This is a genomic window from Nocardioides xinjiangensis (assembly GCF_017916385.1).
Taxonomy (GTDB): Bacteria; Actinomycetota; Actinomycetes; order Propionibacteriales; family Nocardioidaceae; genus Nocardioides; species Nocardioides xinjiangensis.
In genome coordinates this window covers 2584050-2599123 of record NZ_JAFMSW010000001.1, presented here as the reverse complement: position 1 = coordinate 2599123, position 15074 = coordinate 2584050, and the positions used below count along the sequence as shown (strand labels likewise).

Annotated in this window: 13 protein-coding genes; 4 read left to right on the top strand and 9 right to left on the bottom strand. The window is 71.8% G+C overall.

Features of this window, described 5'->3' with window-relative positions:
* Window positions 1–81 precede the first annotated feature (81 nt).
* Window positions 82–2232 (top strand): MMPL family transporter, encoded by a 2151-nt coding sequence (locus J3P32_RS12270; RefSeq protein WP_210440017.1) that lies wholly within the window; start codon window positions 82–84, stop codon window positions 2230–2232.
* Here the strand turns inward: J3P32_RS12270 and map are convergent.
* From map to J3P32_RS12245, 5 genes are read right to left on the bottom strand one after another with little or no spacing between them, the layout of a single operon-like run.
* Window positions 2229–2999 (bottom strand): type I methionyl aminopeptidase, encoded by a 771-nt coding sequence (gene map / locus J3P32_RS12265; protein WP_210440016.1) that lies wholly within the window; start codon window positions 2997–2999, stop codon window positions 2229–2231. The genes J3P32_RS12270 and map overlap by 4 nt on opposite strands.
* Before the next feature lie 10 nt (window positions 3000–3009).
* The gene (locus tag J3P32_RS12260; protein ID WP_210440015.1) at window positions 3010–3702 is read right to left on the bottom strand and encodes a type 1 periplasmic-binding domain-containing protein; all 693 of its coding nucleotides are present in this window, start codon (window positions 3700–3702) and stop codon (window positions 3010–3012) included.
* Between the two features lie 17 nt (window positions 3703–3719).
* On the bottom strand, window positions 3720–4967 hold the full coding sequence (locus tag J3P32_RS12255; RefSeq protein ID WP_210440014.1) for a sugar ABC transporter permease: 1248 nt from the start codon (window positions 4965–4967) through the stop codon (window positions 3720–3722).
* A complete protein-coding gene (locus tag J3P32_RS12250; RefSeq protein ID WP_210440013.1) occupies window positions 4960–5781 on the bottom strand; it encodes an ATP-binding cassette domain-containing protein in 822 nt (273 codons plus the stop codon). Before J3P32_RS12250 ends, J3P32_RS12255 begins: the two co-directional genes overlap by 8 nt.
* Window positions 5781–6884 (bottom strand): substrate-binding domain-containing protein, encoded by a 1104-nt coding sequence (locus J3P32_RS12245; protein ID WP_210440012.1) that lies wholly within the window; start codon window positions 6882–6884, stop codon window positions 5781–5783. Before J3P32_RS12245 ends, J3P32_RS12250 begins: the two co-directional genes overlap by 1 nt.
* A gap of 169 nt (window positions 6885–7053) precedes the next feature.
* On the opposite strand from J3P32_RS12245, the gene J3P32_RS12240 reads away from it, so the two are divergent.
* Window positions 7054–8205: an ROK family transcriptional regulator gene (locus J3P32_RS12240; RefSeq protein WP_210440011.1), complete on the top strand. Its 1152-nt coding sequence runs from the start codon at window positions 7054–7056 to the stop codon at window positions 8203–8205.
* A 194-nt stretch (window positions 8206–8399) separates the two neighbouring features.
* Window positions 8400–8684 carry a GlsB/YeaQ/YmgE family stress response membrane protein gene (locus J3P32_RS12235; RefSeq protein ID WP_210440010.1) on the top strand — a complete coding sequence of 95 codons (285 nt, stop codon included), beginning with the start codon at window positions 8400–8402 and terminating at the stop codon, window positions 8682–8684.
* Window positions 8685–8752: 68 nt separating this feature from the next.
* Here J3P32_RS12235 and J3P32_RS12230 read toward each other — a convergent pair whose 3' ends face one another.
* The 4 genes from J3P32_RS12230 to J3P32_RS12215 form a co-directional block, all read right to left on the bottom strand.
* Window positions 8753–9064: a hypothetical protein gene (locus J3P32_RS12230; protein WP_210440009.1), complete on the bottom strand. Its 312-nt coding sequence runs from the start codon at window positions 9062–9064 to the stop codon at window positions 8753–8755.
* Between the two features lie 35 nt (window positions 9065–9099).
* Window positions 9100–10812 (bottom strand): sodium:solute symporter family protein, encoded by a 1713-nt coding sequence (locus J3P32_RS12225; RefSeq protein ID WP_307861677.1) that lies wholly within the window; start codon window positions 10810–10812, stop codon window positions 9100–9102.
* Window positions 10813–10859: 47 nt separating this feature from the next.
* A complete protein-coding gene (locus tag J3P32_RS12220; protein ID WP_210440008.1) occupies window positions 10860–11792 on the bottom strand; it encodes an alpha/beta fold hydrolase in 933 nt (310 codons plus the stop codon).
* A 105-nt stretch (window positions 11793–11897) separates the two neighbouring features.
* A complete protein-coding gene (locus J3P32_RS12215; protein ID WP_210440007.1) occupies window positions 11898–12929 on the bottom strand; it encodes an App1 family protein in 1032 nt (343 codons plus the stop codon).
* An 843-nt stretch (window positions 12930–13772) separates the two neighbouring features.
* On the opposite strand from J3P32_RS12215, the gene J3P32_RS12210 reads away from it, so the two are divergent.
* The gene (locus J3P32_RS12210) at window positions 13773–14732 is read left to right on the top strand and encodes an HNH endonuclease signature motif containing protein (RefSeq protein ID WP_210440006.1); all 960 of its coding nucleotides are present in this window, start codon (window positions 13773–13775) and stop codon (window positions 14730–14732) included.
* Window positions 14733–15074: the final 342 nt, after the last annotated feature.

The following is a 15074-nucleotide window of genomic DNA, read 5'->3' as shown; positions in this document are numbered from 1 at the left end:
GCGACGACCCTAGCCACCCGGTCTAGTCCTCGGGGGAATCACCGATGCGAGGACCCGAGCGGTCCTGCTGGACTGGATCCCATGCACCGACAGATCGCCAGCTCCCTGACCGGCCGCGTCACCAAGTGGCTCGTCCTCGTCGCCGCCGTCGTGCTGACCGGCGTCATGGGAGGCTTCTCGACCCAGCTCACCGAGGTCCAGGACAACGAGGCCTCGTCGTGGCTCCCGGAGTCGGCGGAGTCCACCAAGGTGCTCGAGGAGCTGTCGGAGACCGTCGACCCCAACGACATCCCGACGCTCGTCGTCTACCACCGCGACGGCGGTCTGACCGAGGACGACCTCGCCGCCATGGAGTCCGACGGCGAGGAGATCGCCGGCCTCGACGGCGTCACCGACGAGGGCGTGCTGACGCCTGCGGCCGCGGAGGCCGCCGGAGCGCAGGGCGCCCCCGTGCCGACGCTCGTCTCCGAGGACGGCGAGGTCGCCTACCTCTACTTCGTGCTGAACTTCGGCGCCGACGGCTGGAACGCGATCCCCGACGCCGCCGACGAGATCCGCGAGATCGCCGTCCTCGACGGCGGCGAGGTCCACCTCGCAGGCTTCGGCGGCCAGGCCGCCGACTCCGCGGAGGCGTTCGAGGGCATCGACACCGACCTGATCCTCATCACCCTCGGCGTGGTGGTCGTGATCCTGCTCTTCACCTACCGCAGCCCGGTGCTGTGGCTGCTGCCGATCATCTGCGCGGTCGTCGCCAACACGATCGCCACCGGCCTGGTCTACCTGCTGGCCAAGCACGCCGGGCTGACTGTCAACGGCCAGAGCCAGGCGATCCTCAGCATCCTCGTGATCGGCGCGGGCACCGACTACGCCCTGCTGCTCGTCGCCCGCTACCGCGAGGAGCTGCGCCGGCACGAGGACCGGCACGAGGCGATGGCCTTCGCGCTGCACCGCGCCGCTCCGGCGGTGCTCGCCAGCGCGGCGACGGTGGCGGTCGGCATGCTGTGCCTGTCGTTCGCCGACCTCAACTCCACCGCCGGGCTCGGCCCGGTCAACGCCATCGGCGTCGCGGTGACCATGATCGTGATGCTGACGCTGCTGCCGGCCCTGCTCGTGATCGTCGGCCGCTGGGTGTTCTGGCCCAAGCGTCCCGCCTTCGGCAGCGCGGAGCCGACCGCCGACGGGCTGTGGGCCCGCGTGGGCCGCGCGATCAGCCACCGTCCGCGCCGGGTCTGGGTCGTGACCACGGGGCTGCTTCTCCTCGCCTGCCTGGGCCTGTTCCGCCTCGACGCCTCCGGCCTGTCGACCGAGGAGACCTACACCAAGGAGTTCGACTCCATCAAGGGACAGAAGCTGCTCGCCGAGCACGGCCTGTCCGACAACTCCAACACCATCCAGGTGACCACCGCCGCCGACCGGGCCGACGACGTCACCGCCGCCCTCGAGGGCATCGAGGGGCTCGGCGCGCCGGGCCAGGTGCAGCCACTGTCCGGCGGTCGTGCCTGGTTCGAGGCGACGATCGACGCCGACATCTCCTCCAGCACGGCCGCCGACATCGTCGAGGCCTCCCGCGACGCCGTCCACGCGGTCGACGGCGCCGACGCGCTGGTCGGGGGCGGCTCGGCGTTCTACCTCGACACCAAGATCGCCTCCGAGCGCGACAGCTGGGTGATCATGCCGCTCGTGCTCGGCGTGGTGCTGCTGATCCTCATCGGCCTGCTTCGCGCGCTTCTCGCCCCGCTGATCCTGATGGCCACGGTGGTGTTGTCCTTCGGTGCGGCGCTGGGCATCTCGGCCCTGCTGTTCGAGTACGTCTTCGGGTTCGCGGGGTCCGACCCCGGGTTCCCCCTGTTCGCCTTCGTGTTCCTGGTCGCCCTCGGCATCGACTACAACATCTTCCTGATGACGCGGGTCCGCGAGGAGACCGCGACGCACGGCACCCGGAAGGGCTCACTCATCGCGCTGGCGTCCACCGGCGGCGTGATCACCTCGGCCGGCATCGTCCTGGCGGCGACGTTCCTAGTGCTCGGCTCGCTGCCGCTGGTCTTCCTGGCCGAGCTCGGGGTGGCGGTCGCGCTCGGCGTCATGCTCGACACGATGATCGTGCGGTCCGTGCTGGTCACGGCGCTGAACCTCGACCTGGGCGGCCGGATCTGGTGGCCGAGCAGGCTCGACCCGCACGACGCGCCGCTGAGCGCGGCCGAGGCCGAGCGGCCGCTGGAGACGGTGCACTAGGAGGGCAGCGTGAGCACCTCGGCGCCGTCCTCGGTGATCGCGATGGTGTGCTCGCTGTGCGCCGTCCGGCAGCCGGTGTCGCTGCGGAGGGTCCAGCCGTCGTCGTCGGTCACCAGCACGTCGGTGTCTGACATGATCCACGGCTCCAGCGCGAGCATCAGGCCCGGTCGGAGCTGGTAGCCCCGGCCGGGTCGGCCGTCGTTGGACACGTGGGGGTCCTGGTGCATGGTCGTGCCGATGCCGTGACCGCCGAACTGCATGTTGATCGGGTAGCCCGCCTCGCTCAGCACGGTGCCGATGGCGTGGGACAGGTCGCCGATGCGCGCGCCGGGCCGGGCTGCCGCGATGCCCGCCGCGAGGGCACGCTCGGTGGTCTCGATGAGCCGCACGCTCTCGGCCGGTCGGCTCTCGCCGACGATGAAGCTGATCGCGGAGTCGGCGGCGACGCCGTCGAGCCGCACCGCGAGGTCGAGGGTGAGCAGGTCACCGTCCTCGAGGCGCTGGTCGCGGGGCCTGCCGTGGAGCACGGCGTCGTTCACCGCGGTGCACACGTAATGGCCGAAGGGTCCGCGACCGAAGGACGGCGCGTAGTCGACGTAGCAGGACTCCGCGCCGGCGTCGCGGATCATCTCGGCGGTCCAGCGGTCGAGCTCGAGCAGGTTGGTGCCGACCCGGCTGCGCTCCTTCAGCGTCTGCAGGATGGTGCCGACGAGCGCCCCGGTGCGGCGGGCGCGGTCGACCTGGGCGGGAGTGAGGATCTCGATCATCGCTCCGCCATCATCGCAGCCCCAGCCGCGCGCACCGCTTCTCGGTGGCACCGCTGCACAGGTCGTCGATCGTGAGCACCCCCTGGCCCACCAGCACCGAGGTGAGCGAGTCGATGGTGACCTCCTGGTCCCGGAAGAGCCAGGACTCCACGCCGTCGACGTCCTCCGCGCCGGCGAGGGGGTCGCCGGCGAGGAACGACACGGCGACGTCGGCGGCCTGCTCGCTCGTGGCGCGCGTCGGCACGTAGGTCATCGACTCCTCCTCCCCCCGGAGGACCTCGCGTGCGGCGTCGAGGTCGGTGCCGGCCTGGGTGGGCAGCCGGCCACCCTGCAGCCCGACGAACCGGTCGGAGGCGGGCACGAGCTCGCCGAGGGAGACGACCGGCAGGTCGCTGCCGGTGAGGGTGCCGAGGTCGTCTGCGTCGACCGGCACCACCACGACCACGTCGGCGGAGTCCGCCTCGGCCTGCCGGGCCTGGCTCTTCTGGGTGTCGGCGTCGCCCTGGGCGTCGTACACCCGCACCCGGCACTCGTCGCACGTCGCCTCGACGCGGTCGGTGAAGCCCTCCACGTCGACCGCGCGCGAGGACGAGTCCGAGCCGTCGGCGACGAGGAGCGCGACGGTCGGCTCGTCGCCGCCGCACCCAGAGACCAGGGGTGCGACGGCGACGAGCACGAGGGTGAGGAGACGGGCGCGGAGCATCCCGAGGAGGTTACGACCTAGCCCCGCCCGCTGGAGGAGCGGGCCCGCCTCGACACGGAGTCGATCGCGACCGCCAGCAGGAGCACGCCGCCGGTCACCATGAAGCGCACCGAGGAGTCGACCCCGACCAGGTTGAGACCGGTCTGGATCGCCTGCAGCACGATGATGCCGAGCATGGCGGCGTACGCCGAGCCCCGACCGCCGAACAGCGACGTGCCGCCGATCACGGCGGCCGCGATGGCCGTGAGGTTGGTGTCGGTCGTGCCGCTCGCCTGCGAGACGCTCGTCTGGAGACCGGCCTGCAGCAGGCCGCCGAGCGCCGCGAAGAGCGACGTGAGGGCGAACACCGAGAAGTAGACCCGGTTGACCTTGATGCCGGAGCGCCGGGCCGCCTCCTCGTTGCCGCCCACGGCGAAGACGTGCCGTCCCCAGCGGGTGCGGCGCAGCGCCACGTCCATCAGCACGACCAGCACGGCGAACAGCACCCAGAGGTAGCTCCAGCCGCGGTCGATGTTGACGTAGTAGGACAGGAACCCGAGCCCGACGAGCAGGGCCGCCGCCTTGAGCGCGATCAGCACCGTCGGCGGCGAGCTCAGCCCGGCGGCCGAGCGCCGGCGCACCTGCAGCAGCTGGGTGCCGGCGTAGACCGCCGCCACCAGCACGACCAGCACGTAGGACATGGTCGGGCTGACGAACTCGAACCGGGTGAACTGCACCAGGAAGGAGTCCGAGGGCAGGTTGATGGTGCCCTGCGTGCCCAGCACGTAGAGCAGCGCACCCTGGAAGCCCAGCAGTCCCGCCAGCGAGAACACGAACGACGGCACGCCGACCCTGGTGTAGAGCACGGCGTAGAACGCCCCGATCAGCAGGCCCACGGCGAGCGCCGCCAGGATCGCCAGGACCATCGAGTAGCCCTGGTTGACGACGAGCACCGCCATGATCGCCGCGGTGAATCCGCTGACCGAGCCGACCGACAGGTCGATCTCGCCGAGCAGCAGCACCAGCACGATGCCGAGCGCGATGATGCCGATGGGCGCCGCGAACTGGGTGATCGACACGATGCTGCGCGAGCTGAGGAACCGCGGCTCCGCGGAGTAGAACCCCACGCAGATGACCAGCAGGCCGATGATGACCGGCAGGCTGCCGAGGTCGCCGGCACGCAGGCGGCCGAGGAACTGGCGGACGTAGCCGCCCACGCCCTGGGCGCGGATCAGGCGCTCGTCGGCGAGGTCGGCGGCGATGCTGTGGTTGGCCGTGTCAGTCATGGCTTCCTCCGTCCCGACGGGCGGCACGCGAGGCCACCACGTTGTCCGACGCACCGGTGATGGCGGCCACCAGCTGCTCGGTGGTCACGTCCTCGACGCGGAACTCCGCGGCGTTGCGGCCCAGCCGCATCACCACGATGCGGTCGGCGACGGCCTGCACGTCGGCCATGTTGTGGCTGATCAGGATGACGCCGAGGCCGGTCTCACGCAGCCGCTCGATGAGGTTGAGCACCTCCGCGGTCTGGGCGACGCCCAGCGCGGCGGTCGGCTCGTCGAGCATGACGACCTTCGGCTTGCCGACCAGGCTGCGCGCGATGGCGACGGTCTGGCGCTGCCCGCCCGACAGCGAGGCGATCGGGATCCGCACCGACGGGATCTTGGCGGAGAGGGTCCGCAGCAGGCGCCACGACTCCTTCTCCATCTCGACCTCGTTGATGAACGGACCGGTCGACTCCTCGCGGCCGAGGAAGAGGTTCGCGACGACGTCGAGGTTGTCGCAGAGGGCCAGGTCCTGGAAGACCGTGGCGATGCCGAGGGCCTGGGCCTCGGAGGGACCACCCACTGTCACCTTGCGGCCGGCGAACGTGATGTCGCCGGCGTCGGGCTGGTACACGCCCGAGATGACCTTGACGAGGGTGGACTTGCCGGCGCCGTTGTCGCCCACGAGGGCGACGACCTCGCCCGCTCGGACGTGCATGTGCACGTCCGAGAGGGCCTGGACGGCTCCGAACCGCTTGGAGATGCCGGTCAGGGACAGCACCGCGTCCCCGACCGGCACCGTCGACCCGGGAGTCGAGGTGGAGGTGTCCGACATCAGGAGATGCCAGCCGCCTCGCACGCCTCGGCGTACTCGCCGGTGCAGATGTCGTCGGCGCTGTAGAAGCCGTCGGCGATCACCGTGTCGGCGACGTTGTCCTGCGTGACGACGATCGGGTCGAAGATGTAGGAGGTGACGCCCTCGTACTCGCTCTGCTCGACGCCGGACTCACTCGTGGTGGGCACCTCGTCGCCGTTCGCGAGGGCGACGGCCACCTCGGCGGCGGTCTCGGCCTCGATCGGGATGGGCTTGTAGATCGTCATCGCCTGCTCGCCGGCGAGGATCCGCTGGATCGCGGCGACCTCGGCGTCCTGGCCGGTGATCGGGGGCAGCTCGTCGGCGGCGACGCCGGCACCGGTCAGCGCGGCGACGACGCCGCCGGCCTGGCCGTCGTTGGCGGCGTAGACGCCCTGGATCTCCGAGGGGTCGTACTTGCTCAGCTGGTCGGTGGTCCAGTTCTGGGCGTTCTCGGGGCTCCAGTCGGGGTTGTCGTACTCCTCGAGGATCTTCACCCCGGACGAGTCCAGGACGCTGTGCGCGCCGGCCTTGAACTGCGCGGCGTTGGGGTCGCTGGGGGCGCCGTTGAGCATCAGGATGTTGCCCTTGTCGCCCATCGCCTCGACGAGCGCCTCGGCCTGCATCTTGCCGACGGTCTCGTTGTCGAAGGACATGTAGTAGTCGGCCTCGGCGATGAAGCGGTCGTAGGCGACCACCTTCGCGCCGGAGTCCTGGGCGGACTGGACCATGCCGCCCGCGCCGGCACCGTTGACCGGGTCGAGGACGACGACGCTCGCGCCCTCGGAGATCGCGGTGTCGACCTGCTGGGTCTGCTTGGACTCGTCCTGGTCGGCGTTGTAGTAGACGACCTCGCAGTCGTCGCACAGCTCGGCGACCTTGTCCTCGAACAGCGGGCGGTCGAAGGCCTCGTAGCGGGTGGTCTTCGACTCCGGCAGCAGCAGGGCGATGACCTTGCTGTCCCCGCCGCCGTCGGCGCTGTCACCGCCGCCGCTCTGGGCCTCGTTGGCGCCACACGCGGTCAAGCTCAGCGCACCGATCAAGATCGCGGCGCCGATTCCGGCGACGCGGTGGGTTCGTGACATGGGTTCTCCTGGTGGTGATGGCTCGCGACGAGCCCGTGGGTTCGTGACGAGTGTGGTGACCATCACCACTTGTCGTCAAGAGTCGAACGCAAAACTGTCCAAACCGTGACTGAAGCGAATCTTGTGTGTGCGTCTTGACGATTACGGCTGCGTCCCCCACGCTTGCGCCATGTCCGTCACCGGCTCCCCCGGGACGACCGCGTCGCTGCGGTCGGCCAACCAGCAGCGCGTCGTCGACGTCCTGCGCTCGGGTGACCGGGTCACCCAGGCCGACCTGGCGCGACAGACCGGGCTCGCCCCGGCGACGGTCTCCAGCATCGTGCGCGAGCTGTCCGCCGCGGGGCTGGTGTCGACCGAGCCCGGCGCCGGCCGGCGGGGCACGACCGTCGTCCTGGCGCCGTCCGCCGGGGTCGTGGCGGGCGTGGACTTCGGCCACAGCCACGTCTCGGTGGCCCTGGGCGACCTCACCGGCAGCCTGCTCGCCGAGCGGCGTACGCCGTTGGACTCGGGCCACCCCAGCCACGCGGGCCTCGACGCAGCCGCGCGCCTGCTCGACGAGGTGCTGGCCGACGCCTCCGTGGACGCGACCACGCTGCGCTGCCTCGGCATGGGCCTGCCCGCGCCGATGACCGACGGCGTGGTGCGCAGCTCGGCGATCCTGCCGGGCTGGGTGGGGGTGAACGCCCTCGACGCGGCGCGCGACCGGTTCGGCCTCGAGGTGCACGCCGAGAACGACGCCAACCTCGGCGCGCTCGCCGAGCACCGCCAGGGCGTGGCGCGGGGGCACGCCAACTCCGTCTTCGTGAAGGTGTCCTCCGGCGTCGGCGCCGGCATCGTGCTGGAGGACCGGCTCTTCCACGGCAGCGGCGGCACCGCCGGCGAGATCGGCCACCTGACCCTCGACGAGTCGGGGCCGGTGTGCCGGTGCGGCAGCCGCGGCTGCCTCGAGGCCTACACGTCCACCGGCGCGCTCCAGGCGATGATGACCACCCAGCTCCCCGGGGCGGGCGTCGACGAGATCGTGGCCGCGGCGCGCGAGGGCAACGTCTCCGCGGTGCGCGCGCTCGAGGACGCCGGGCTGCACCTCGGCTGGGCGCTGGCGAGCGTGGTCAACCTGCTCAACCCGGGCCTGGTCGTGGTCGGCGGCGACATGGCCCGCGCCGGCGAGCTGCTGCTCGAGTCGGCGCGCATCGGCCTGCGCCGCCACGCGCTCGACGCCGTGGCGGCCACGCCGGTGCAGGCGTCCGAGCTCGGGGAGCGGGCCTCCCTCGTCGGGGCCGTCCTGCTGGCCGCCGAGCGCACCGAGCTGACCGCCGTCTGACCACCGACACCGGGTGTCCTCGCGACGGACCGCTGCACCGCGTCGGTCCGCCGGCCGACCCCGCGGAGGTGGGACGCCCCTGCTTCCGGGTGGCGCGACGAATACCGCGGCCGCGGACGGGGAACGGATGGGAGGCCGGCGGTCGACGCCGGCACTCCAGTCACGAGCTTGTGGCAAAGGAAAGGGTGATCCACGTGATCGTAGATCTCATCGTGCTCATCATCGTCGGAGCAATCATCGGCTTGCTCGGGAAGTTCGTGGCTCCGGGCGACAAGGACAACATCCCCATCTGGCTCACGATCCTGTGCGGCATCGGCGGCGTGCTGCTGGGCTACTGGATCTACTCGCTGTTCGGCGGCGACGGCTCGGGCGGCGTCGACTGGGTCCGATGGATCGTCGCGGTCCTGACCGCGGCCGTCCTCGTCGTGATCGCCTCGACCGTCACCGGGCGCAACACCGGGAGCCGTTCGCGCATCTGAGGCGACCGCACCACGCACCACGCACGAGGCCCCGCGTCCCACGGACGCGGGGCCTCGTCGCGTCCGGGTCAATGAGCGGGGGGACGCCGGCGCCGAGGCGCCGGGCGGGTCGGGTCGTCGTCCGGGGCGTCGACGTCGGCGGGCACGACGATGGGGCGCAGCTTCGCCCACAGCAGGAAGCACGCACCCACCGCGAGCAGCCCGAGGCCCGTCCAGAGGTTCGCGTTGACCCCGCCGGTCTTGTCCGGCTCGTGCTCCCAGAGGAGACCGGCCAGCGCCAGGATCACGCCGTACAGGCCCATCAGGACGCCGATGATGTTGCGGATGTCGAAGAGGCCGGCCTTGTGGGGCTTGCCGGTCGTCTCGTCGGACTCGGTCATGTGGGACATGGTGGCCCCTCTCCCTTGGTGGTAGGTCAGAAGGCGAAGTTGAGGACGATGACGATCGCGAGGGCGATGCCGGCGAGCGGCGCCGTGCGCTGGTACCACGGCATCGACGCCTCGTTGGGATCGGTGCGGTCCTCGCGCGGGGTCTCCGAGTAGACGAGGCCCCGCAGCTCGGACGCCGGCTTCGGCTTCGTCACCAGGGACACCACGATGCTGAGCACGATGTCGACCACGAAGGCGACCGACGCTGCGAGGAACGCCACCCCCTGCCCGGACAGCTCGAAGAGCCCGGCCGCCGCCAGCCGGTCGACCGCGATCGCCGACAGCGTGCCGGCCACCAGTCCCACCCAGCCGGCCGTGGGGGTCATCCGCTTCCAGAACATGCCGAGGATGAACGTCGCGAACAGCGGCGCGTTGAAGAACCCGAACAGCGTCTGGAGGTAGTTCATGACGTTGTCGTAGCCGAGGGCGATCTGGGCGGTGAAGATCGCGATGACGGTGGCGCCGACGGTGGCCAGGCGCCCGATCCGCAGGTAGTAGTCGTCGGAGTGGTCCTTGCGGATGTAGCGCTGCCACAGGTCGTAGGAGAAGACGGTGTTGAAGGCGGAGATGTTGGCCGCCATGCCGGCCATGAACGCGGCGAGGAGGCCGGCGATCGCGAGGCCCAGCAGACCGTTGGGCAGGACGTCGCGCATGAGGAGCAGCAGGGCGTCGTTGTAGGCCACGCCCTCGCCCGACGCCCCGCCCTCGGGACTGCCGCCGTTCTTGAGGTCGATCATCTCCTGCACCAGGACGGCGGAGATCATGCCGGGCACGATCACGATGAAGGGCACGAACATCTTGGGGAACGCGCCGATGATCGGCGTCTTCCGGGCCGCGGAGATCGAGTCGGACGCCATCGCCCGCTGCACCTCGACGAAGTTGGTGGTCCAGTAGCCGAAGGACAGCACGAAGCCGAGACCGAAGACGATCCCGATCACCGACAGGAGCGGCGAGTCGAAGCCGGAGAGCGCCTCGCCCGGCCAGGCGTTCAGCTGCTGCGCCGCTGGTGGCGCGTCCGAGGCGGACGCCGCGCCGTCCGAGGCGGCGTTGATCTTGTCGGTGAGGCCGTCCCAGCCGCCGACGCGGTGCAGGCCGATGAGGGTCAGCGGCAGCAGCGACGCCACGATCACGAAGAACTGCAGGACCTCGTTGTAGATCGCCGCGCTCAGTCCGCCGAGGGTGATGTAGGACAGCACGACCGCGCCCGCCACGATCAGCGCGACCCAGATCGGCCAGCCCAGCAGGGCGCGGACGATCCCGGCCAGCAGCGCGAGGTTGACGCCGGCGATGAGCAGCTGGGCCACGGCGAAGCTGATCGCGTTGACGAGGTGCGCCCCGGTGCCGAACCGGCGGAACATGAACTCCGGCACCGACCGCACCTTGGAGCCGTAGTAGAACGGCATCATCACGACGCCGAGGAACAGCATCGCCGGGACCGCGCCGACCCAGAAGTAGTGGAAGGTCGGCATGCCGAGCTGGGCGCCGTTGGCCGACATTCCCATGATCTCGACGGCGCCGAGGTTGGCGGAGATGAAGGCCAGCCCCGTGACCCAGGCCGGGAGGGAGCGGCCGGAGAGGAAGAAGTCGATCGAGTCCGACACCGATCGCCTTGCCATCACGCCGATGCCGAGGACGAAGGCGAAGTAGATCGCGACCAGCAGGTAGTCCAGCCAGTTCGCGTCGATCAAGGTGTCGGACACGGGTTACCTCCCAGAGTTCGGTGAGCCGGGGCAGGCCACCCGTCAACCTAGACCTGACCGGCTGTCTCCGCGACCACCCCTCCGTGGGTCGGCGCGGCCGTCACCGGGGCCGGCGCGCGCATGAGGCTCGCGACGCGGACGGGCGCCTCGAGGTGCGGGGAGTGGCCGACGTCCTCGAGGAGGTGGGTGCGCCAGGTGGGCTGCAGGCGGACGAGGTCGTCCAGTCCCGACGGCTTCAGGACCCGGTCGAGGGCGCCCTGCACCACCGTCGCGGGCGTGCGGAGCCCCTCCAGGGCCTCGCGGTAGCGCCGACCGCCCGCCACGAGGAGGCCGACGGAGCGGGCCGCGCGGACGAAGGTCGCCAGCGGGTCCTCCCCCTCGTCGTACGCCGCCTGCAGGTCCGCGGCCAGCGCGACCACCAGGTCGTCGAGGTCCTCCAGCGACGCGCACGTCAGGCGCAGCCCCTCCCGGACGTGCTCCTCGAGGGTCCGCCGGCTGGCCTGGCGGCGCAGCGCGGCCAGCCCGACCTTGGGCCAGAGGCACAGCGCGACGTGCGGGAGGAGCGACATGCTCACCTCCGGCAGGCCGACCCGCGGCACCGGCGGCGCGAGCAGGAGCAGCCGCTCCACCAGGTCCGGTGCCATCTCGGCGGCGAGCGCCGACACCGCGGCCCCCATGGAGTGGCCCGCCAGGACCACCGGGCCCACCCCGAGCTGGTCGACGACGGACGCGACGAGGCGCGCCGAGTCGGGCACGGCGAGCGATCGCCCCGCCGACGGCGACCGGCCGTGCCCGGGCAGGTCGATCGCCAGCACGCGGTGGGAGCCGTCCGACGCGGATGCGAGCGGCCGCCAGCTCTCGGCGGACCCGGCCAGGCCGTGGACGCACAGGACCACGGGGGCGTCGGACGGCCCGCCGAGGTCGGCGACCCGCACGGGCCCGTCGACGTCGACGACCAGGGATCGATCGAAGTGGCGCACGGCGGCCTCCTCTGGGTTGCGTGTCGACCGGCCGTGCTCTCAACCGGACCTGCTCGTACCCAAATTGACGCAGTTCAGTACTGCGACGGGCGCCGGGCCGCGTCCTCAGCCGCCGGCGTGGCCGAGAAGGCCGATCGACTCCGCGTGACGGCGTACGGCGTCGCTGTCGGCGGCCAGGACGAACGGCACGTCGTGGTCCCAGGCGTCGGAGACCGCCTCGACGCGTCCGTCACCGGGGTCCAGCCGCGTCTCTCGGATGTACACCGCGAGCACCCGGCCCGGGTGCTCGCGCACGATGTCGGCGTAAACCTCGGGGTCGCGCTCCCCCGAGTCGCCGACGAGCACGAACGGCAGGTCGGGGTGCAGCTGCATGACCTCCCGGATCCGGTCGTGCTTCTCCTCCCGGCCCTCGGTGGTGCCGAGCAGGTCGCGCAGGAGGACCGGCCCGAGCGGGAAGCCGCGGTGCAGCAGGAAGGCGTCGAGGAACGCGTGCAGGTTCCACGGGCTGGAGGACACGTAGAAGACCGGGTTGGTGTCGCCTCGCGCCAGGTCGCGGTAGAGCTCGACGACGCCGGGGAACGGCGTGCGCGTGAGCGCGGACCCGGTGAAGGTGTGCAGCAGCATCCGGCCGATCCGCTGCACCCCGGTCTCCAGGATCGTGTCGTCCACGTCGGAGATCACGCCGAACGCGGCCTCCTGCGACGGGACGCGGACCCGGACCTCCGTCGTGTGCGGCTCCGTGAGCCCGCGGTGGACCCCGTCGAGCCCGACCGTCGCCGTCGCCCACGGTCCGGCCAGCGGCCCGGGCTCGAGCCGCACGCGGAAGTAGCCCTCGCCGTCGGACACCGCCGCCGCCTCCGCGTCGCCCACCCTGACCCGCAGCGGCACGCCCGGCAGCTCGTCGGTGAGGAAGGCGCGGACCGAGCGCCCGACCGCGGCGCGCACCCCCTCCCCCTCCACGGCGCTGGACAGCGGAGGGTCGTCCACCACCCGGCCGCGTACGACGACGCCGGCGCCCGTCCCGTGCCCGCCGTAGGACTCGATGCGGAAGTGGGCCGGAGTGCGGGACGCCCCGCGCCGCGCCCTGGCGCTGTCCCAGGCGTTCTCCGCCGCCACGATCCACCGACGGGCTCCCATGCGGTCACCCTAGGGGCAGTTTCGGTCGTGGTCGTGCTGGCGGTCGTTGGTGTGGGGGGGCGGTGGGCGTGGGTGCGCCCGCGGGGAGGTGGGTGCGCCGCGTTGGGCCTCCCGGTCGTCGCAGCCCGCCGCCGGTCGTCCGTGGGAGTGCGCTGAGGGCGACCGCCCTCGCGGGACGGGGTGCGCGCACGAGGCGGGCGCGCACCCCGGGCCGCGGCGTGCGTGTCGTAGACGAGGTGGTCTCCCCGCCAAGGCTTCCGGTCGGGCAGCACTATCCACAGCGTCGTTCAACCCATGGCCGCTGTCGGTGGCGGCGCCTAGAATCGAACACATGATCGGGCCAGTGGCTGACGCGGACGCAGGTGCCGTGGAGGACCTCACCGCTTTCGAGCTGCTGTTCGCGGCGCGTGAGGCGCGTGTGGCGGAGAACGCCGCTGCGGCTCGGCAGCTCGACCTCGCGGCCCGGTGGGCCGACCTGCACCCGCCGGAGTCGATCCACTCCGCCGCGACGTTCACCGTGCCGTCGTGCGAGCACGAGGAGCCCATCGCCGGCGACGGCTGCCCGCTGGTGGCGGAGTTCTGCATCGCCGAGCTCGGCGCCGTGCTGGGCGTCTCGACCACCGCGGCCAAACGGCTGGTCGGGCACGCCCTCGAGCTGCGGCACCGCCTGCCACGGCTGTGGACGCAGGTCCACGCCGGAGCCGTGCCGCCATGGCGGGCCCGCGCCGTCGCGGAAGCCACCATCCACGCCACCCCGGCGCTCACCGTCGACGCAGCAGGCTGGGTCGACACCCAGGTCGCCGCCGTCGCCGGAAGGTCGGACCCGCACAGCTGGACCGGCTCGTGGCCGAAGCCATCACGCGCCACCACCTCGCCACAGCGGACCGCACCGCCGACCCCGAGGACGGGTACCTCACCGTCGACCCGCGCCACGCCACCGTCCACGACGAGGACGTGCACTACGCCGGCACCATGCGCCTCGAGGCCGAGCTCGACATCGCCGACGCCCTCGACCTCGACCGCGCCCTGGCCCACGGCGCCGAGACGTTGAAGGCACTCGGCTCCACCGCGTCGCTCGACGCCCGCCGCGCCGCCGCCCTCGGCGACCTGGCCCGCACCCAGACCGCCCTCGACCTCCACACCTCAGGCATGCGTAGCGCCCCCGCCCACGACAGCGCCGTCGGTCACGGCACGACGGGAGTTGCCGGCATGCGGGGCGGGGATGGGCTGCCCGTCGCCCGGGAGGTGGTGCTGCACGCCCACTTCGAGACGGCGCTCACCCCGGACGGCGAGACGGTGTTCGGGCCGACCGGCCGGCTCGAGGAGCGCCAGCGGCTGCTGCTGCTCGACCAGGTCAGGAGCTGGTGCGGCGACAGCCGCACCAAGGTCACCGTCAAACCGGTCATCGACCTCAACACCGACCTCACCGCGCCCGGCTATGCCATCCCCGACCGGATCAGGGAGCACGTCATCCTGCGTGACCGCACCTGCGTCTTCCCCTGGTGCACCCGCCCCGCCCGCAGCTGCGACATCGACCACGTCATCGCCCACGACCACCACGCCGACGCAGACGGCCGACCCCAACCCGGCCCGACCGCGACCCACAACCTCGCCGCCCTGTGCCGCTCCCACCACCGCCTCAAGACCCACACCGCCTGGCACTACCGCATGACCTCGAACGGCATCTTCGAGTGGACCAGCCTCCACGGCCACCACTACCGACGCGACCACACCGGCACCACAACACTCGACCCACCCGATCCATCCCATCGGCCCACCGTGCCGCGACCCCGCCGACCATAACCCCGCCCCACACCCCGCCAGACATGCCATGGCGGGGCCGGTGGCACGTCTCGATAGGTCCGGGCGCACGGCGGTGCCGGACGAGGGACCAGCGGTCAGGCACCGCAAACCAGAGGCGCTCCCCCGCCGGGCGCCCTCCTCGCCATAGCGACGACACGACCGGGCACGCACACATGAGCGCCTAGCGGGGAGCGACGTGCTCGTCGCGCCGGACGTACGGGTGGCGCTCGTGCCGTCGCCGGGCGAGCGCGACAGCACGCACTCGCCGACCGGGGTCACCCGTGGCCAGCCGCAGCCGCAGCCTCGAGCCCTGGCAGTCGCGACTCAACGACGGGTCGAGGT

What these genes read in the sequence shown, in the direction of transcription:
- J3P32_RS12240 (WP_210440011.1), top strand. Translation starts at nt 7,054, where the DNA reads ATGTCCGTCACCGGCTCCCCCGGGACGACCGCGTCGCTGCGGTCGGCC.
- map (WP_210440016.1), bottom strand. Translation starts at nt 2,999, where the DNA reads ATGATCGAGATCCTCACTCCCGCCCAGGTCGACCGCGCCCGCCGCACC.
- J3P32_RS12260 (WP_210440015.1), bottom strand. Translation starts at nt 3,702, where the DNA reads ATGCTCCGCGCCCGTCTCCTCACCCTCGTGCTCGTCGCCGTCGCACCC.
- J3P32_RS12250 (WP_210440013.1), bottom strand. Translation starts at nt 5,781, where the DNA reads ATGTCGGACACCTCCACCTCGACTCCCGGGTCGACGGTGCCGGTCGGG.
- J3P32_RS12245 (WP_210440012.1), bottom strand. Translation starts at nt 6,884, where the DNA reads ATGTCACGAACCCACCGCGTCGCCGGAATCGGCGCCGCGATCTTGATC.
- J3P32_RS12255 (WP_210440014.1), bottom strand. Translation starts at nt 4,967, where the DNA reads ATGACTGACACGGCCAACCACAGCATCGCCGCCGACCTCGCCGACGAG.
- J3P32_RS12230 (WP_210440009.1), bottom strand. Translation starts at nt 9,064, where the DNA reads ATGACCGAGTCCGACGAGACGACCGGCAAGCCCCACAAGGCCGGCCTC.
- J3P32_RS12270 (WP_210440017.1), top strand. Translation starts at nt 82, where the DNA reads ATGCACCGACAGATCGCCAGCTCCCTGACCGGCCGCGTCACCAAGTGG.
- J3P32_RS12215 (WP_210440007.1), bottom strand. Translation starts at nt 12,929, where the DNA reads ATGGGAGCCCGTCGGTGGATCGTGGCGGCGGAGAACGCCTGGGACAGC.